The sequence below is a fragment of the Agrococcus sp. TF02-05 genome (assembly GCF_017565345.1).
Classification (GTDB): domain Bacteria; phylum Actinomycetota; class Actinomycetes; order Actinomycetales; family Microbacteriaceae; genus Agrococcus; species Agrococcus pavilionensis.
The window spans coordinates 42405-60727 of the sequence record NZ_JAGEKO010000004.1 but is presented as its reverse complement, the minus strand read 5'-3'; the positions used below and the strand labels follow the sequence as shown (position 1 = coordinate 60727).

The following is an 18323-nucleotide window of genomic DNA, read 5'->3' as shown; positions in this document are numbered from 1 at the left end:
CGCCGGAGGCGCGGACCGCGTCGAAGGGTCCCGCCCATGCCGCGCCTATGCATCCGCGCCCTCGCCCTCCGCGCGGCGCCAGCGCCCGCATCCGCCTTATAGGCTGGCGGCATGCCTCGCATCGCCGTCGTGCCCGGTTCGTTCGACCCTGTCACCCTGGGTCACCTCGACGTCGTCGCGCGAGCCGCGAGGATCTTCGACGAGGTGCACGTCGTCGTCACCCACAACCCCGACAAGCACGCGTTCCTGCCGGTCGTCGAGCGCGAGGCGCTCATCGAGCGATCGATCGAGGAGGCCCGCATCGAGGGCCAGATCCGCATCGCGAACTGGTCGATGGGCCTGCTCGTCGACTACTGCCAGCAGGTGGGGGCCGAGGTGCTCGTGAAGGGCATCCGCTCGTCGACCGACCTCTCGTACGAGACGCCGATGTCGATCGTGAACCGCAACCTCGCCGGCGTCGAGACGATCTTCATGCTCCCGAACCCCGAGAACGCGCACGTCTCGTCGAGCCTCGTGCGGCAGGTCTCGGAGCTCGGCGGCGACATCAGCCCCTACGTGCCGCGGGCGGTCGCCACCTTCCTGCAGTCGCGATGAGCGAGCCCGACCTCGAGCTGCGGGCCGTGCGGGGGATGGGCGAGATCCGTCCCGGCGACGACCTGCCGGCGCTCGTCGCTGACGCGATCGGGCCGCTCGAGCCGCGGGACGGCGACATCGTCGTCGTCACGAGCAAGGTCGTCTCGAAGGCCGAGGGACGCATCCGCCCCGCCGCCGAGCGCGAGCGGGCGATCACCGAGGAGTCGGTGCGGCTCGTCGCCTCGCGCGCGCACCCGGGCGGCATCACGCGCATCGTCGAGCACCGCTCGGGCCTCGTGCTCGCCGCGGCGGGCGTCGACGCGTCGAACACCGACGACGGCACGATCCTGCTCCTCCCGGAGGACTCGGATGCGTCGGCGCGCGCGATCGCCGAGCGGCTGCGGTCGCGCTTCGGTGCCGAGATCGGCGTCGTGGTGAGCGACACGCTCGGTCGCGCGTGGCGGGTCGGGCAGACCGACGTCGCGATCGGCGCCGCGGGCATCCGCGTGCTCGAGCCGCTCGCGGGCGCGCTCGACGCGAACGGCCGGCCGCTCACCGTCACCGCCCCGGCGATCGCCGACGAGATCGCGGGCGCCGCCGACCTCGTCGCCGGGAAGGCCGACGGCGTGCCGGTCGTGCTCGTGCGCGGCCTCGGCCGTCACGTGACGGGGCTCGACGAGCCCGGCGCGACGCGGCTCGTGCGGCGCGAGGGCGACATGTTCCACCTCGGCGCCGACGAGGCCTATCGGCTCGGGCGCGAGGCGGGCAGGATCGACGCACTGGCAGAGGCGGGAGCGGGGCATGACGGCTGAGGAGCGCGAGGCGCCGGTGCTCGAGCACGTGCCCGACCTGCCGATGGCCGCCGGCGAGCGCATCCAGCGCGCCGTGCAGAGCGTCATCTCGGGCAAGACCGACGAGATCCGCACCGTGCTCACCGTGCTGCTCGCCGAGGGCCACGTGCTGCTCGAGGACGTGCCGGGCGTCGGCAAGACGCAGCTCGCGCGCGCCTTCGCCGCCGCGATCGGCGGCACGGTGCGGCGCATCCAGTGCACGCCCGACCTGCTGCCGAGCGACATCACCGGCATGTCGGTGCTCGACCGCGCGAGCGGCGAGCTGCGCTTCCAGCCCGGCCCCGTCTTCGCCAACATCGTGATCGCCGACGAGATCAACCGCGCGAGCCCCAAGACGCAAGCGGCGCTGCTCGAGTGCATGGCCGAGGGGCAGGTGACGGTCGATGGCGTCACGCACCGGCTGCCGACGCCGTTCCTCGTCGTCGCGACGCAGAACCCGATCGACATGGAGGGCACGTACGCGCTGCCGGAGGCGCAGCGCGATCGCTTCATGGTGCGGCTCGAGCTCGGCTACCCGGACGAGGGCGCGGAGCTCGCGATGGTGCAGGCCCGCGAGACCGCGCAGCCGCTCGACGCCGTGCGACCCGTGACGACCGAGGAGCAGTTCTCGGCCGAGATCGCCGCCGCCCACGCGGTGCGCGCGCACGAGCTCGTCGAGCGCTACGCCGTGCGGCTCGCGCGCGCGACGCGCGAGCACCCCGACGTGCGGCTCGGCGCGAGCCCGCGCGCGACGCTCCAGCTCGTGCGCGCGGCGAAGGCGCGCGCCCGCCTCCTCGGCCGCGACTGGCTCTCGCCCGACGACGTCAAGGCGCTCGCGCAGCACGTGCTGCCGCACCACCTCGTGATGCACGATCCGCGCGCTCGCCACGACGACGCGCGCGCGGTCGTCGCGCACGCGATCGCCTCCACCGTCGCGCCCGTCATGCGCTGATGGCCGCGCGCGCGGGCCGGGCCGCGAGGGATCGGTCGAGGTCGAGGCTCACGCCTCGCGGCTTCGTGCTCGTGCTCGCGGGGCTCGGCCTCGTGCTCGCCGCCTACTGGGAGCGGCAGGTCGTGCTGCTCGTGCCCGCGGCGCTGTGCCTCGGCGTCGTCGCGCTCGGGCTCTGGTGGGCGATCGGCGCGGTCGGCCGCGTGCGGCTCGGCGTGCCCGGGGTCATCGCCGAGGGGCAGTCGGCGGCGCTCCGGATCGTCGGCGACGCGCGCCAGGTCGGCGCGCGCTGGTCGACGTGGGCGCCGGGTCCCGAGCGCTTCCTGCTGCTCGAGGGCGACCTCGGCGAGGGTGCGCAGGCGTCGGTCGAGCTCGGCTCGCACCCGCGGGGCCGCTGGCGGCTCGCGCCGGTCGAGGTGACGACGCTCGACCCGTTCCGCGTCGTGCGCACGACGCGCGCGATCGACCCGCGCGCGAGCCTCGTCGTCGGTCCCGAGGTGCTCGCGGTCGGCTCGAGCGAGCTGCGCTCGAACCGCACGGAGGGCCGGCTCGCGCAGTCGCGCACGGCCGACGAGGTCGACGCGATGGTGCGCGAGTGGCGGCCGGGCGATCCGCAGCGCCGCGTGCACTGGCGGCAGAGCGCCAAGCGCGGCGAGCTCATGGTGCGGCAGGAGGCGAACCCAGCGACCGACGACGACATCGTCGTCGTCGACACCGCTCGCGCCGCGGGCCGCGGCCGCGACGCCGAGGACCGGCTCGCGCGGGCCGCGTGCTCGATCGCGCTCGCCCTCGCGGGCCGCGACCGCGCGGTGCAGGTGCGGGAGACGGGCGAGCCGTCGCTGCCGGCGGCCGACTGGCGCGACCTCCGCTCGGCCCTCGCGGCGTTCGCCTCGTTCGAGGCGCACGCCGCCGACGAGCCGCGGCCGATGGACGCCGACGCGGCGCACGTCGTCGCGCTCGAGGAGGCGGCCCCGGAGGGGTGGTCGCTCGCTCCCGGCACGACGCTGTGGCTCGTCGCGCGCCCGGTCGACCCGCCGAGGCGCATCTCGGCCGGCTCCCGCGTCGCCGTGCACCGCTGGATCGATCGCGCCGGTCCGGTGCGGGAGCTCGCGTGAGCGCCCCCGTCCTCGAGCGCGAGCGGACGGCGAGCCCGCCCGCGCCGAGCGGTCGCGCACGGCGGCCTCGACGCATCCACGCCGGTCCGGTCGAGACGACCGCGCTCGCCGTGCTGCCGATCGCGTGGCTGTGGTCGACCGGCACCGTGCTGGGCGACGGCTGGCTGCTGCCCGCGCTCGGCGCGGTGCTGACGATGGCGCTCGCCGCGGCGCTCGCGCGCACGCTCATGCCCGCGTTCGTCGCGACCGGCGTCGTCGCGCTCGTCGGCGTCGGCTGGATCACGGCGACCTCCGCGCCCGACGAGGCGTTGCTCGGCGTCATCCCGACGCCGGAGTCGGCCGGCGCCTCGATGCGCGCGATCGGCGAGGGCGTGCAGGCGATCGCCTGGGCGCTCCGCACACCGATCGAGGTCGAGGGTGCCGTGCTGGCCGCGGTCGTCGCGGGCGCCGTCGTGCTCGCGCTCGGCGTCGACCTGCTCGGGCACGCGATGCGGCTGCCGGCGATCGCGGTGCTCATCGCCGCCGCGCCGCTGCTGCTGCCGATCGCCTTCCGCGCCGACATCCCGTGGTGGCACGCGCTGCCCGGCGCCGCGGCCGCGGCGCTCGCGCTCGCCGCCCCCGCGATCGACGAGCGCGTCGCGATCGGGCGCGGCTGGCTCGCGCCCGTCGCGCTCGTCGGCGTCGCCGCGGCGCTCGCGGCCGCCGTGCCGCTCGTCGCCCCGAGCCCTCGCGACGTCGCGCTCGACCTGCCGACGCTCGAGGAGCTGCTGCGCTCGCCAACGCCCGTGCTGCAGACCGACATCGACCTCGGCGACGAGCTGCGGCGGCCCGAGGCGAGGCAGGTCTTCACCTACTCGACGAGCGACGGGCTGCCGACCGTCACGCGCCTCATGACGCTGCCCGAAGCGGGGGAGGACGGCTTCCGCCAGGTGTCGCCGACCGCGGGCGACCCGGACCTGCTCGTCGAGGGCGCCGACCTCGGCGCGCCGATGCAGCTCACCGTGCGGATGAGCCCCGTGCGCGCCGAGAGCCTGCCGACGCCCGAGCGCGCCGCGGGCGCGACCGCGCCCGAGGGCGCGCACTGGGACGACGCGAACGACGCGCTGCGCATCGAGGGGAGCGTCGACACCGACGGGCTCGAGTTCACCTCCTCCGGCACGCGCTCGCCCGACCTCGCGAGCCTCGTCGGCGACGCGTCGACGGGGCACGAGGAGCTGCTCCTGCTGCCCGAGCGGGCTCAGGGCATCCGCGAGCTCGGGAGCTCGCTCGTGACCGAGGGGATGGGCGCGGCCGACCGCGTGCGCGCCGTGCACGCCTACATGACGACCGGCGTGTGGGACTACTCCGAGCAGCTCGACCTGCCCGGCTTCGCTGGCGCCTCGGGCGACGGCTGGGAGGCGCTCGAGGGCTTCCTCGAGACCCGCAGCGGCTACTGCGTGCACTACGCGAGCGCGACGGGCGCGCTGCTGCGCGGCGCGGGCTTGCCCGCTCGCGTCGTCGTCGGCTTCCTGCCGGGCGACGAGATCGCCGGCGGGCGATCGGTCACGACCAACCACATGCACGCGTGGGCGGAGGCGTGGGTCGACGGCGCCGGTTGGGTGCGCGTCGAGACGACGCCGGGCGCGGGCACGGGCCAGGCGAGTCCAGAGGGCGACGAGCAGACGCAGGAGCCGACGCCCACGCCGACCGAGTCGGCGGCGCCGACGCCGACGCCGAGCGCGACGCAGAGCGCCGCGCCGACGACCGCGCCGACCGCCTCGCCGACGCCCTCGTCGCCCGGCGTCGCCGAGCCCGGGGCGACCGCGATCGACTGGGCTGCGCTGCGGCCCTGGCTCATCGGCGCGGGACTCGTGCTGCTGCTCGCGCTCCCGTGGCTCGTGCGGCGCGGGCAGCGCGCCGTGCGGCTGCGGCGGGGGGCCCCGGGCGGCTGGCACGAGCTGCGCGCCGCGCTCGCCGACGCGGGCACGCGGCTGCCGGCATCCGCGACGCCCGGCGAGGTGCAGGCGGCGATCGGCGCGCGGCTCGCCGACGACCGCCAGGCGCGCAGCGCCGCCGACCGCGTGCGGCTCGCGGCCGAGCGGGCGGTCTTCGACGCCGGTCCGCGCGAGCGGGGCGCCGTCGACGCCGACGTGCGGCTCGTGGCGCGTGCCCTCGGGCGCTCGCAGCCGCTGTGGCGGCGGGTGCTGTCGACGGCGCTGCCGCCGAGCCTCGTGCGCGTCGTCCCGCCGATCGACGAGTGAGGCCCGCTGCGAGCGGCGGCGCATCGCGCTCGACGTAGGCTTGGCCTCGTGCAGTGGTCGATCGTCATCCCCGTGAAGGGCTCGATCGGCAAGTCGCGCCTCGCGGCGGGCGACGCGCGCGCGGCGCTCGCGGTCGCGTTCGCCCGCGACGCCATCACGGCCGCGTGCCGGAGCGCATCCGCCGATCAGGTGATCGTCGTGACGTGCGACCCCGCGGTCACCGAGGGCCTCGAGGCCGTGCGCGTCGTCGACGACCCGAGCGGCGGGCTGCTCGCCGCGATCGACGCCGGCCTCGCGACGATCGACCCCGCGGCGCCCGCGGCGGTGCTGCTCGGCGATCTGCCGGCGCTCACGCCCGCCGAGCTGGACGCCGCGCTCGCACTCGCCGAGCGGGAGCACCGCGCCTTCGTGCCCGACGCGATCGCGGTCGGCACGACCATGCTCACGGCCACGCGGGCGGATGCGCTGCGGCCGCGATTCGGGCCGGGCTCGGCCGAGCGGCACCGGCAGGCGGGCCACGTCGAGCTGCCGATCGCGCCCGGCACGGGCCTGCGCCTCGACGTCGACGAGCTCGCCGACCTGCACACCGCCATGGACGCGGGCGTCGGCCCGCACACGCGCGCGGTGCTCGCGCAGGCCTCGCTGTCGGCTTGACCGGCAGCTGCCGGCGAGCTCGATCGGGCAGAGCCCTGCGCCGAGCCTGCATCCGGCTCGAGCGTGGCCTCAGCGCGATCGAGCTCGCCGCTGCACCGGGTCAGGCAGCGGGCGGAGGCGCGGGTCGAGCGGCGCGCACCCGCTCGGCGAGCGCGAGCGCATCCTCCGCCACCTGCTGCGCCGGCCCGCCCGGCGTCAGCAGCAGGGGTCGCGCCTCGGCGACGATCCCGAGCTCCGCGAGGCCGCCGATCGAGCCGGCGTCCTCCTCGGCGAGCAGCCAGCCGTCGAGCAGCCCGCCCGCCCGCCGCGCGCCGTAGTGCGCGGCGACCGCAGCCGCATCCGCCTCGACCCCGATGACCTGCAGGCACGTCGCAGCCATGCCGCGCAGCGCCCTGCCCGCGATGAGCGGCGCGACGCCGACGACGGGCGCCGCCGCCGTCTCGAGCGCGTCGCGCACGCCCGGGATGCCGAGGATCGTGCCGATCGAGACGACGGGGTTCGAGGGTGCGATGAGCAGCACGTCGGCGGTCGCGATCGCCTCGCGCGCGGCGTGCGAGATGCGCGAGCGCTCGAGCCCGTGCTGCACGAAGCGGTGCGCGGGCAGCTCGGCGCGCGTGCGCACCCACCACTCCTCGAAGTGGAGGACGCCCTCGCCCGTCACGACGTGCGTCGGCACCTCGTCGTTCGTGACCGGCAGCAGCCGCGCGCCGAGCTCCCAGCGCGCCGAGAGCCGCGCGGTCGCCTCGGTGAGGCTCGCGCCGTCGCGCAGCATCGACGAGCGCGCGAGGTGGGTGCCGAGGTCGAGGTCGCCGAGCGTGAACCACGGCCAACCGACGCCGTAGGCGGCGAGCTCGGCGGCGACGCGCTCGCTCTCGCCCGCGCGGCCCCAGCCGCGCTCGGTGTCGCCGACGCCCGCGAGCGCGTACATGAGCGAGTCGAGGTCGGGGCACACCTTGACGCCCGCGAGCCACATGTCGTCGCCGACGTTGGCGACGATCCGGATGTCGGCCGCGTCGCCGTGCAGCGCGCGCGCCGCCTCCCGCAGCCCGAGCGCGAAGCGGGCGCCGCCGACGCCGCCCGCGAGCACGGTGATCCTCACGAGGCCATCCTCCGGTAGCGGATGGCCACCCCGCCAGGCCGCTCGTCGATCTCGGCGTCGACGCCGTAGACGGCGCGGATGCGCTCGGGCGTGAGGACGTCGGACGGCGCGCCGCTCGCGACGACTCGGCCGCGATCGACGAGCACGACGCGGTCGGCGTGGGTCGCGGCGAGCGCGAGGTCGTGCACCGTCATCACGACCGGCCGGTCGCGCGCGAGGCGCCGCACGAGCTCGAGCAGCTCGAGCTGCCACGCGACGTCGAGGTGGTTCGTCGGCTCGTCGAGCAGCAGCAGGCCCGGCTCGCCGCCCGACTGCTGCGCGAGGGCGCGCGCGAGGTGCACGCGCTGCAGCTCGCCGCCCGAGAGCTCGGCGAGCGGCCGCTCGGCGAGTCCGGCCGCACCGGCGGCGTCGAGCGCGGCGTCGACGTGCCGGTCGTCGCCGAGCGAGAAGCCGAGCATGCGGTGGTGCGGCGTGCGGCCGAGTCGCACCGCCTCGCGCGCGGTGAGCTGCGGCGCGCCCTCGGGGAGCTGCTCGACGAGCGCGACGCGCCGCGCCCGCTCCCGCGCCGGCATCGCGTCGAGCCGCTCGCCGCCGAGCAGCACGCGGCCGCTCCGCTCGGCCCGCTCGGGCACGACGCCCGCGATCGCGCGCAGCATCGTCGACTTGCCGGCGCCGTTGGGGCCGACGAGCGCGGTAAGCCGCCCCGCGGGCGCGCTCCACGACGCGTCGTCGACGAGCGCGCGCCCGCGCACGCGCACCGAGAGCGCCTCCACCTCGAGGGCGCTCACGTGCGCACCCGCCCCGAGAGCATGAGCGCCGCGAACACCGGCGCGCCGATGAGCGCCGTCACGATCCCGACCGGCAGCTCGCGCGGGTCGAACGCCGCGCGCGCCACGGTGTCGCTCACGAGCAGCACGAGCGCGCCCGCGAGCGCCGAGAGCGGCAGCAGCCGCGCGTGCCCCGCGCCGACCGCGAGCCGCACGGCGTGCGGCACGACGAGCCCGATGAAGCCGATCGCGCCCGAGACCGAGACGAGCACGCCCGTCACGAGCGCGCTCGCGATGAGCAGCGCCCACCGCGTGCGCCGCGCATCGACGCCGAGGGCGCCCGCCGCCGAGTCGCCGAGCGCGAGCGCGTCGAGCAGCCGGCCGGTCGGCAGCAGCGCGAGCGCGAGTCCCGCGCCGGCGAGCGCGACGAGCGCCGTCGGCCACGTGATCGCCGCGAGCGAGCCGAGCAGCCACGCGAGGATCTCGCGGTAGGCGTCGCCGTCGGCGCCCCAGAAGATGACGAGGCTCACGAGCGCGCTCGCGGCGGATGCGACCACGACGCCCGCGAGCACCGTGCGGGTCGGGGTGGCGCCCCCGGCGGCCGCGGCGAGCCCGAGCGTCGCGAGCAGCGCCGCGAGCGCGCCGACGAACGCCGCGACCGGGAGCAGCACGCCGAGGCCCGCGATGAGCACGAGCACCGCGCCGACCGACGCGCCGGAGGAGACGCCGAGCAGGTAGGGGTCGGCGAGCGGGTTGCGCACGAGCGCCTGCATGATCGCGCCGACGATCGCGAGGCCGGCGCCGACGGCGCACGCGGCGAGCGCCCGGGGGAGCCGCAGGTCGACGACGATCGCGTCGTCGACGGCGCCGAGCGGCGACTCGCCGACGCCGAGCCGTGCGAGGATCGCGCCGAGCGCCTCGAGCGGCCCGATGCCCGCCGGGCCGGCGCTCGCGGCGACCGCGACCGCGACGACGAGCAGTGCGCCGAGCGCGAGCGCGAGGAGGAGTGCCGGGCTCCGGCGGCGCCGCGGCCCGCGGGTCGGCAGCTGTGCGGGGATGTGCGCTGCAGCGCGCGTCGTGGCAGTCGATGCACGCTCATCTGCGGTGGCCGGGCGCTCGCGGCCCGCGGCCGGCTGCTCGGTGCGCGTCATCCGAGGCCCAGCTCCCGCACCTCGCGCGCGACGAGGGCCACCGCATCCACCGTCCCGACGCCGGCCTCCGCCATCGGGAACGGCACGACGACGAAGCGCTCCTCCTGCACGGCCTCGAGCGCGGCGGTCGCGGGGTTCGCGCGCAGCCGCTCGACCTTCGACGCGGCCGTGTGCCACGGCGCGTCGACGAGCACGATGACGTCGGGGCCGCTCGCCGCGACCGCTTCCCACGAGAGCGTCGCCCAGCCGTCGTCGAGGTCGCCCGCGACGTTCGTCAGGCCAGCGGTCTCGAGCACGAGCTGCGGCGCGCCCGTGCCGCCGCCGACGTAGGGCGCGTCCTCGCCCGAGGAGTACCAGAGGGCGGTCGGTGAGCCCTCGACCGGCTCGATCGCCGCGAGCGCCGCGCGCTGCTCGTCGACGAGCGCGGCGCCCGCCTCCGGCACGCCGAGCGTCGCGCCCGCGTCGCCGAGCTCGGCGAAGAGCCCCTCCCACTCGAGCGGCGGCACCTCGGTCGACCAGCAGGCGGCGGGGGAGACCCACGTCGTCACGCCGAGCTCGTGCAGCTGCGCTCGGTCGCCGATCGCCTCGGGCGCGAACGCCGACTCCCAGCCGGCGACGATCGCGTCGGGCTCGAGCGCGAGCACCGCCTCCCGCGATGGCATGCCGTCGATCGTCGGCGCGTCGGCGCCCTCGAGCGGGCCGTCGAGGAACGCGGTCGCGACGAGCGCGTCGCCGAGCCCGAGCGCGACGACGAGCTCGGCCGCGGTCGACTTCACGGCGACGATGCGCTCGGCGGGCGCAGCCATCGGCAGGACGCCGACGCCGCAGTCGTCGATCGCGCCGGCCTGCTCGGCCGAGAGCGACGCGGTCGGTATCGGCGACCCCGCGCATCCCACGAGCACGAGCGCGGCGACGATCGTCGAGACGAGAGCGGGGCGGCGGGACACGTGAGGCTCCTCGGGCAGGCTGGCGCGAACGGTGTGCATGGGTCCGCGCGCGGAGGTGATGCCCGGCGCTTGACCACTGTAGCCCCGGCCAGCAGACTCAGGGCACCGTCGCTCGGCGCCGGCCCGACCCCATGGGTCGCGAGGCTCCGAGCGGGCGTCAGCGTCGATGCCCGGCTGCGGATGCGCTGCCGTCGGCCCTGAGGAGAGTCGAGGGAACCATGACCACGGTCCGTGCAGCGATCACCCAGACCACCTGGACCGGTGACAAGGCATCCATGCTCGATCGCCACGAGGCGTTCATGCGCGAGGCCGCCGAGCAGGGCGCGCAGGTCATCTGCTTCCAGGAGCTCTTCTACGGCCCCTACTTCGGCATCACGCAGGACAAGCAGTACTACGCCTACGCCGAACCGGCCGACGGCCCGATCGTGCAGCGCTTCGCGAGGCTTGCGAAGGAGCTCGGCATGGTGGCGATCCTGCCGATCTACGAGGAGGAGCAGACCGGCGTCTACTACAACTCCGCGGTCGTCGTCGATGCCGACGGCTCGATCCTCGGCATCTACCGCAAGCACCACCTTCCGCACCTCGACCGCTTCTGGGAGAAGTTCTACTTCCGCCCCGGCAACCTCGGGTACCCGGTGTTCGACACCGCTGTCGGCAAGGTCGGCGTCTACATCTGCTACGACCGCCACTTCCCCGAGGGCTGGCGCGAGCTCGGCCTCGCGGGCGCCCACATGGTCTTCAACCCCAACGCGACGAAGCCGGGCCTCTCGAACCGGCTGTGGGAGGTCGAGGGGCCGGCCGCCGCGGTGGCGAACGGCTACTTCGTGCTGCAGCCCAACCGCGTCGGCCGCGAGGACAACGAGTACGGCGAGCTCGCGGTCGACTTCTACGGCACGAGCCAGGTGATCGACCCGCGCGGCAACTTCGTCGGCGAGCGCGGCTCCGACAGCGGCGAGGAGCTGCTCATCCGCGACCTCGACATGGATGCGGTCAAGGAGATGCGCGACGACTGGCAGTTCTACCGCGACCGCCGACCCGACTCGTACACCCGGATCGCGAAGCCGTAGGGGGCACGCTATGGCAACCACGCTCATCCGCGGCGGCACCGTCGTCACCGCGACCGGCCGCTCCCTCGCCGACGTGCTCATCGACGGCGAGACGATCCGCGCGGTGCTCGCGCCCGGCAGCGAGCTGCTCGGCGTCGACCTCGCCGCCTCCGTCGACCGCGTCATCGACGCGACGGGCAAGTACGTCATCCCAGGCGGCATCGACGCGCACACGCACATGGAGCTCCCCTTCGGCGGCACCGCGGCGAGCGACACGTTCGAGACCGGCACGCGCGCCGCCGCGTGGGGCGGCACGACGACGATCGTCGACTTCGCCGTGCAGACCTACGGCCAGCGCGTCGAGGACGGGCTCGCGGCGTGGCACGAGAAGGCCGCCGGCAGTTGCGCGATCGACTACGGCTTCCACCAGATCGTCGGCGACGTCAACGAGGCCTCGCTCGCGGCGCTGCGCGGCCTCGCCGACGAGGGCATCTCGAGCTACAAGCTCTTCATGGCCTACCCGGGCGTCTTCTACTCCGACGACGCGCAGATCCTGCAGGCGATGCAGGTCGCCGCCGACACCGGGCTCATGACGATGATGCACGCCGAGAACGGCCCCGCGATCGACGTGCTCGTGCGGCAGCTGCTCGAGCAGGGCAAGCGCGATCCCTACTTCCACGGCGTCGCGCGCGCGTGGCAAATGGAGGAGGAGGCGACGCACCGCGCGATCATGCTCGCGCACCTCACGAACGCGCCGCTCTACGTCGTGCACGTGAGCGCGAAGCAAGCCGTCGCGCAGCTCGCGGCGGCGCGCGACGCGGGGCAGAACGTCTTCGGCGAGACGTGCCCGCAGTACCTCTACCTCTCGCTCGAGGAGCAGCTCGGCGCCTCGAGCGACGAGTGGGGCGCCTTCGAGGGCGCGAAGTGGGTGTGCTCGACGCCGCTGCGCTCGAAGCACGAGCACCACGCCGACGAGCTCTGGAGCGCGCTGCGCACCAACGACCTGCAGATGGTCTCGACCGACCACTGCCCGTTCTGCATGAAGGACCAGAAGGAGCTCGGCCGCGGCGACTTCTCGAAGATCCCGAACGGCATCGGCGGCGTCGAGCACCGCATGGACCTGCTCTACCAAGGGGTGGTGGATGGGCAGATCTCGCTCGAGCGCTGGGTCGAGATCACCGCGACGACGCCCGCGCGCATGTTCGGGCTCTCCGGCAGGAAGGGCGTCATCCAACCGGAGGCCGACGCCGACATCGTCGTCTACGACCCGAACGGCCACACGTCGATCGGCGTCGGGAAGACGCACCACATGAACATGGACCACTCGGCGTGGGAGGGCTTCGAGATCGATGGGCACGTCGACACCGTGCTGAGCCGCGGCCGCGTCATCGTCGACGACGCGCAGTACCTCGGGCGCCCCGGCGACGGCTCGTTCGTCAAGCGCGGGCTGAGCCAGTACCTCGCGTGACGACCATGGAGTTCGGCGCCGTCTTCCAGACCAACCCGCCCGCGAGCCGCGTCGTGCAGCTCGCGCAGCTCGCCGAGGTGCACGGCTTCAGCCACGTGTGGACCTTCGACAGCCACATCCTCTGGCAGGAGCCGTACGTCATCCTCTCCGCCGTGCTGGGCGCGACCCGGCGCGTGACCGTCGGCCCGTTCGTGACGAACCCCGCGACGCGCGACTGGAGCGTGACCGCGTCGACGCTCGCGACCCTCAACGAGATGCACGGCAACCGCACGATCTGCGGCATCGGCCGCGGCGACTCGGCGGTGCGCGTCTCGGGCGGCAAGCCGACGACGCTCGCCGAGCTCCGCGAAGCGGTGCACGTCATCCGCGAGCTCGGCTCGAGCCGCGCGGTCGACGTCGGCGGGGCGACGCTGCGGCTGCCGTGGTCGCACGGCTCCGAGCTGCCGGTGTGGGTCGCGGCCTACGGGCCGCTCGCCCTGCAGCTCGCGGGCGAGGTCGCCGACGGCTTCATCCTGCAGCTCGCCGACCCGGAGATCACGAAGTGGATGATCCAGCGCGTGCGCGACGCCGCCGACGACGCGGGCCGCGACCCGATGTCGATCAGGATCTGCGTCGCGGGGCCCGCCTACGTCGGCGACGACCGCGCGCACCAGCGCGACCAGTCGCGGTGGTTCGGCGGCATGGTCGGCAACCACGTCGCCGACATCGTGAGCCGCTACGGGCGCGGGAGCGCGATCCCCGACGACCTCGCGAGCTACATCGAGGCGCGCACCGGCTACGACTACAACACGCACGGCAAGGCCGAGAACGACCACGTCGACTTCGTGCCGGATGCGATCGTCGACCGGTTCTGCGTGCTCGGCACCGCCGACGAGCACATCGAGAAGCTCACGCGCCTGCGCGAGCTCGGCGTCGACCAGTTCGCGGCCTACGTCATGCACGACGACAAGGAAGAGACGCTCCGCCAGTACGGCGAGCGCATCATCCCCGCGCTCCGCCGGTTGCCGCCGGCCCGCGCCTGACCGTCCCGTCGGTCGAGCAGCGGCCGCAGGCCGCGCATCGAGACCGCCCCGCTACGGTGAGAGAGCATCCCGAGCACGCAGAGGAGCCCCCATGCCAGCATCCGATCTCGATCCCGCCGACGGCGCCCGCGCTCGCGAGCTCGACCCGCTCATCCTGCACTCGTGGTCGAAGCATGGCTCCACCAACCCCTTCACCGTCGCGCGCGGCGACGGGGTGCGGCTGTGGGACTACGACGGCCGCGAGTACCTCGACTTCTCGAGCCAGCTCGTCAACACCAACATCGGCCACTCGCACCCGAAGGTCGTCGAGGCCATCCAGCGGCAGGCGGCGCAGCTCGCGACCGTCGCGCCCGCCACGACGAACCTCGCGCGCGGCGAGGCGGCCGAGCGCATCCTCTCGAAGATCGACGACATGGCTGCCGTCTTCTTCACGAACGGCGGGGCGGATGCGGTCGAGAACGCGATCCGGATGGCTCGCGTGCACACGGGGCGGGCCAAGGTCGTCTCCCACTACCGCTCGTACCACGGCAACACCGGCGCCGCGGTGAACGCGACGGGCGATGCGCGCCGCATCGGCAACGAGTTCGCGACCGGCCACGTGCACGTCTTCGGGCCGTTCCTCTACCGCTCGGAGTTCTGGGCCGAGACCGAGGAGCAGGAGTCGGAGCGCGCGCTCCAGCACATGCGGCGCGTCATCGAGGCCGAGGGGCCGTCGACGATCGCGGCGATCATGGTCGAGGGGCTCCCGGGCACCGCCGGCATCCTCGTGCCGCCGCCCGGCTACCTGCAGGGCCTGCGCGCGCTCGCCGATGAGCACGGCATCGTGCTCATCCTCGACGAGGTGATGGCGGGGTTCGGCCGCACAGGCCACTGGTTCGCGCACCAGCACGACGGCGTCAAGCCCGACCTCGTGACCTTCGCGAAGGGCGTCAACTCGGGCTACGTGCCGGTCGGCGGCGTCATCATCAGCGAGCGCGTGCTCGAGACGTTCAAGCAGCGCGCGATCCCGGGCGGGCTCACCTACGCCGGCCACCCGCTCGCCGCCGCGTCGATCGTCGCGACGATCGACGCGATGACGGAGGAGGGCATCGTCGAGCACGCGGCGCACCTCGGCGCCGACATCCTCGGCCCGGGCCTCCGTGAGCTCGCCTCGCGGCACGAGATCATCGGCGAGGCGCGCGGCCGCGGCTGCTTCTGGGCCCTCGACCTCGTGACCGATCGCGGCTCGCGCGAGCCGGTCGACGCATCCGTCGTCGCGAGCCTCAAGTCGTCGCTGCTCGAGCGCGGCTACGTGCCGTTCACGACCGACAACCGCATCCACGTCGTGCCGCCGCTCGTGATGAGCGACGACGACGCGCGCCGCGGCCTCGAGATCCTCGACGACGCCTTCTCGGCGCTCTGAGGCATCTTCAACCGGATAGCCGGGAGGGCGCGACGCATATGTCCTCGCCCCACCGGCTGTCCGGTTGAAGACGATGCGGGAGGATGGGGGCATGAGCATCCACCTGCTGGGCGGCGGCTGGGCCGACGACGAGTCGGCCTGGACCGGCCGCTTCGTCGCCGAGGCCCGCGAGCGCGCCGAGGTCCCGCCCGTCATCGCGTGCGTGCTATGGGCGGAGGACGCCGAGGAGGGCGAGCGCTGGCACGCCGACTACCGCGACGACCTCGCGAAGCTCGGCGCGGGCGAGGTGCGCATCGTGCAGCTCGGGCCCGACCGCGAGCTGCGCCCGACCGACCTCGGCAGCGCCGACGGCATCTTCGTCGGCGGCGGGCTCACGCCCGGCTACCACCGCGCGATCATGCCTGCGGCCGACACGATCCGCGGCCTCGTCGCCTCGGGCGTGCCCTACGCCGGCTACTCGGCGGGCGCGATGATCGCCGGCGACGTCGCGCTGCTCGGCGGCTGGCGCATCGGCGGCGTGCCCGTCTGCCCCGAGGCGAGCAGCGAGAAGCTCGACGAGGTGACGCTCGACGCGGGCCTCGGCCTCGTCGACCTCGTCGTCGACGTGCACGCGGCGCAGTACGGCAACCTCTCGCGCGCCGTCGCGATCGTGCACGCGGGCCTCGCCGACCGGGTCGTCGCGATCGACGAGTGCACGTCGCTCGTCGTGGGCGCCGGGGGCCTCGTCGTCGCCGGTGAGGGCAGCGTCTGGACGGCCGAGCGCGAGGCCGACACCGATCGCGTCTCGGTGGCCGTGCTCGGGGCATGACGAAGCCGCTCGCCGAGCTCGTCGATCCGGGCTGGGCGGATGCGCTGCGCCCGGTCGAGCACGTCGTGCGCGACCTGGGCGATCGGCTGCGCGCCGAGGTCGCCGCGGGGCGGCCCTACCTGCCGCCCGGCGACGCCGTGCTGCGCGCCTTCCGGCGGCCCCTCGACGACGTGCGGGTGCTCGTCGTGGGACAGGACCCGTATCCGACGCCCGGCCACTCGATCGGCCTCGCCTTCGCCGTCGAGCGGCACGTGCGGCCGCTGCCGCGCTCGCTCGTCAACATCTACCGCGAGCTGCACGACGACTTGCGGATCGAGCCGGCCCCGCACGGCGACCTCTCGGCGTGGGCCGACCAGGGCGTGCTGCTGCTCAACCGCGTGCTCACGGTGCAGGCGGGGGTCACCGACTCGCACCGCGGCTGGGGGTGGGAGCGCGTGACCGAGGCCGCGATCCGAGCGCTCGTGGCTCGGCGGCTTCCCGACGGCTCGCGCGCGCCGCTCGTCGCGATCCTGTGGGGCAACAAGGCGCAGTCGCTCGCGCCGCTCCTCGAGGGCGTGCCGGTCATCGCCTCCGCGCACCCCTCGCCGCTCAGCGCGCGCCGCGGCTTCTTCGGCTCGCGGCCGTTCTCGCGCGCGAACGAGGCCCTCGTCGCGCAGGGGGCGCGGCCGGTGGACTGGCGCATCCCGACCGAGGCCTGAGCAGCGCAAGCCGAGGAATTCCGCAACATCGTTGCGGAACCTCGTCCTCCTCGACGATGCTGTCGCCAGCGGCCGCTCGGCCGCGGAGGAGGGCCAGCATGACGGCGACGCGCTACCGGGCTCGCACGAGCTTCGCGCTCGGCACGCTCACGGTCGCGCTCATCGCGCTCGGCCTGAGCGTCGTGGTGGGCATCGGCCTCGTCGCGGGCATCGCCCCCGAGCTGCAGGGCTCGCCCGTCGGGTTCGTCTACGGCGTGCTCCTCGGCGTGCCCGCGATCGGCGCCGTGCTCGTCGCGCGCGCGGGCGTGCGGCGCCACTACAACCCCTGGATCGCGGGCGCGCTCGTCGTCGCCGGCGCGACGCTCTTCGCGCTCGCGCTGTTCTCGCTCGTGCAGCTGCGCCCGGGCGGCGTGCCGCTCGTCGCGCTCACCGGGGCGCTCATCGCGCTCATCGCGGTGGCGCTCGCGGTGCGGCGGCGCGAGCCGCGCGCCTGACGCGCGCCCGCGCATCCGCTCGCCGCGACCGCGCACCCGGCCCTGTCGTGCGCGAGGATGGGACGACCATGTCGCCCCGCCTCCGCATCTGGCTCGCCGCCCTCGTGCTCGCCGTGCCGCCGCTCGCCATCGCCCTGACGTGGGCGGCGCTCGCGCCGCAGCTGCCCGACGTCATCGCCACCCACTGGTCGGGCGCCGACGTCGCCGACGGCTTCTCCGAGACCGGCCCGATGCTCCGCTGGCTGCTCATCGCGACGTGCGCGATGCTCGGCGTCGGGCTCGTGCTCGCGGCCGTGACGATCGACGGCCGGCTGCGCGCGATGCTGCTCTCGTGCCTCGCCGCGGTGAGCGGCATGCTCGCCGGGGCGTTCATCGCCTCGGTCGGCGCGACGCTGCAGGCGGGCAGCGCCGAGCAGGCGGTGCTCGGTGCGTGGCTGCTCGTGCTGCTCGCGCCGCTCGCGCTGCTGCTCGTGCCGTGGTTCGTCCATCCGCGCGAGGGGGAGACCGCGGCCGGGCCGGCCGAGCGCATGCCGCTGCCCGAGAGCGACGCGACGGAGTGGCGCGGCGAGCTCGGCTCGGCCGGCTTCGCCTGGATCGGCGTCGGGCTGCTCGTGCTCGGCGCGGTCATCGCGCTCGTCGCCCCGGAGACGGGCGCGGTGCCGCTGCGCGTGCTCGTCGGCGTCACGACGGCGGCCGCGGCGCTCGTCGTGCTCGCGCTCGCGCGCATCCGCGTCACGATCGACTCGGAGGCGCTCCGCGTGCGCGGGGCGCTGCTGCCCGTGCCGCTGCGCACGATCGCGACCGACCGCATCCGCGCCGTCGACGCCGCCGTCATCGAGCCGATGCACTGGGGCGGATGGGGCTACCGCGGGCTGCCGGGGCAGGTCGCGATCGTGCTGCGCAAGGGGCCGGGCATCGTCGTCACGACGCGCGATGGCAGCCGCTTCGCGGTCACGGTCGAGGGCGCGGAGCACGGCGCCGCGGTGCTCGCGGGCATCGTCGAGCGATCGCGGCAGCGCAGCGAGTGAGCGGCGCGCCGGAGCCCGTGTCGGCGCCGAGT

General features: G+C 75.1%; 18 protein-coding genes. 14 read left to right on the top strand and 4 right to left on the bottom strand.

What is annotated here, in order from left to right:
* Positions 1-111: 111 nt before the first annotated feature.
* Genes coaD through cofC form a run of 6 tightly spaced genes read left to right on the top strand, consistent with a single transcriptional unit; the run spans position 112 to position 6361 of the window.
* Entirely contained in the window at positions 112-594 is a 483-nt protein-coding gene (gene coaD, locus JQT67_RS04160) for a pantetheine-phosphate adenylyltransferase (protein WP_021011079.1), read from the top strand.
* The gene (cofE, locus tag JQT67_RS04155) at positions 591-1385 is read left to right on the top strand and encodes a coenzyme F420-0:L-glutamate ligase (protein ID WP_208063646.1); all 795 of its coding nucleotides are present in this window, start codon (positions 591-593) and stop codon (positions 1383-1385) included. The genes coaD and cofE overlap by 4 nt, the downstream gene beginning before the upstream one ends.
* Entirely contained in the window at positions 1375-2355 is a 981-nt protein-coding gene (locus JQT67_RS04150) for an AAA family ATPase (RefSeq protein WP_208063645.1), read from the top strand. The genes cofE and JQT67_RS04150 overlap by 11 nt, the downstream gene beginning before the upstream one ends.
* Positions 2355-3467, top strand: coding sequence for a DUF58 domain-containing protein (locus JQT67_RS04145; protein WP_208063644.1), 1113 nt, complete (start codon positions 2355-2357; stop codon positions 3465-3467). The genes JQT67_RS04150 and JQT67_RS04145 overlap by 1 nt, the downstream gene beginning before the upstream one ends.
* Entirely contained in the window at positions 3464-5707 is a 2244-nt protein-coding gene (locus tag JQT67_RS04140) for a transglutaminaseTgpA domain-containing protein (RefSeq protein WP_208063643.1), read from the top strand. Before JQT67_RS04145 ends, JQT67_RS04140 begins: the two co-directional genes overlap by 4 nt.
* 48 nt (positions 5708-5755) lie before the next feature.
* On the top strand, positions 5756-6361 hold the full coding sequence (gene cofC, locus JQT67_RS04135; protein ID WP_021011084.1) for a 2-phospho-L-lactate guanylyltransferase: 606 nt from the start codon (positions 5756-5758) through the stop codon (positions 6359-6361).
* Positions 6362-6461: 100 nt separating this feature from the next.
* Here cofC and cofD read toward each other — a convergent pair whose 3' ends face one another.
* From cofD to JQT67_RS04115, 4 genes are read right to left on the bottom strand one after another with little or no spacing between them, the layout of a single operon-like run.
* Positions 6462-7460: a 2-phospho-L-lactate transferase gene (gene cofD, locus JQT67_RS04130; RefSeq protein WP_208063642.1), complete on the bottom strand. Its 999-nt coding sequence runs from the start codon at positions 7458-7460 to the stop codon at positions 6462-6464.
* A complete protein-coding gene (locus JQT67_RS04125; protein WP_208063641.1) occupies positions 7457-8248 on the bottom strand; it encodes an ABC transporter ATP-binding protein in 792 nt (263 codons plus the stop codon). Before JQT67_RS04125 ends, cofD begins: the two co-directional genes overlap by 4 nt.
* Positions 8245-9378, bottom strand: coding sequence for an iron chelate uptake ABC transporter family permease subunit (locus JQT67_RS04120; protein WP_208063640.1), 1134 nt, complete (start codon positions 9376-9378; stop codon positions 8245-8247). The genes JQT67_RS04125 and JQT67_RS04120 overlap by 4 nt, the downstream gene beginning before the upstream one ends.
* Positions 9375-10325, bottom strand: coding sequence for an ABC transporter substrate-binding protein (locus JQT67_RS04115; protein WP_307864204.1), 951 nt, complete (start codon positions 10323-10325; stop codon positions 9375-9377). The genes JQT67_RS04120 and JQT67_RS04115 overlap by 4 nt, the downstream gene beginning before the upstream one ends.
* A gap of 218 nt (positions 10326-10543) precedes the next feature.
* On the opposite strand from JQT67_RS04115, the gene JQT67_RS04110 reads away from it, so the two are divergent.
* The 8 genes from JQT67_RS04110 to JQT67_RS04075 all read left to right on the top strand — a co-directional run bounded on the left by JQT67_RS04110 (position 10544) and on the right by JQT67_RS04075 (position 18291).
* Positions 10544-11392, top strand: a complete 849-nt coding sequence (locus tag JQT67_RS04110; RefSeq protein ID WP_208063638.1) for a nitrilase-related carbon-nitrogen hydrolase — start codon at positions 10544-10546, stop codon at positions 11390-11392.
* Positions 11393-11402: 10 nt separating this feature from the next.
* Entirely contained in the window at positions 11403-12839 is a 1437-nt protein-coding gene (hydA, locus tag JQT67_RS04105) for a dihydropyrimidinase (protein ID WP_208063637.1), read from the top strand.
* A gap of 5 nt (positions 12840-12844) precedes the next feature.
* Positions 12845-13861 carry a TIGR03842 family LLM class F420-dependent oxidoreductase gene (locus JQT67_RS04100; RefSeq protein ID WP_208063949.1) on the top strand — a complete coding sequence of 339 codons (1017 nt, stop codon included), beginning with the start codon at positions 12845-12847 and terminating at the stop codon, positions 13859-13861.
* 91 nt (positions 13862-13952) lie between these two features.
* Positions 13953-15263: an aspartate aminotransferase family protein gene (locus JQT67_RS04095; RefSeq protein WP_208063636.1), complete on the top strand. Its 1311-nt coding sequence runs from the start codon at positions 13953-13955 to the stop codon at positions 15261-15263.
* 91 nt (positions 15264-15354) lie between these two features.
* On the top strand, positions 15355-16071 hold the full coding sequence (locus JQT67_RS04090) for a Type 1 glutamine amidotransferase-like domain-containing protein (protein ID WP_021011093.1): 717 nt from the start codon (positions 15355-15357) through the stop codon (positions 16069-16071).
* On the top strand, positions 16068-16769 hold the full coding sequence (locus JQT67_RS04085) for a uracil-DNA glycosylase (protein WP_208063635.1): 702 nt from the start codon (positions 16068-16070) through the stop codon (positions 16767-16769). Before JQT67_RS04090 ends, JQT67_RS04085 begins: the two co-directional genes overlap by 4 nt.
* Positions 16770-16867: 98 nt before the next feature.
* Positions 16868-17263, top strand: a complete 396-nt coding sequence (locus tag JQT67_RS04080; RefSeq protein WP_021011095.1) for a hypothetical protein — start codon at positions 16868-16870, stop codon at positions 17261-17263.
* 68 nt (positions 17264-17331) lie between these two features.
* Complete coding sequence (locus JQT67_RS04075) at positions 17332-18291, top strand: hypothetical protein (RefSeq protein ID WP_208063634.1); 960 nt, start codon at positions 17332-17334, stop codon at positions 18289-18291.
* Positions 18292-18323: the final 32 nt, after the last annotated feature.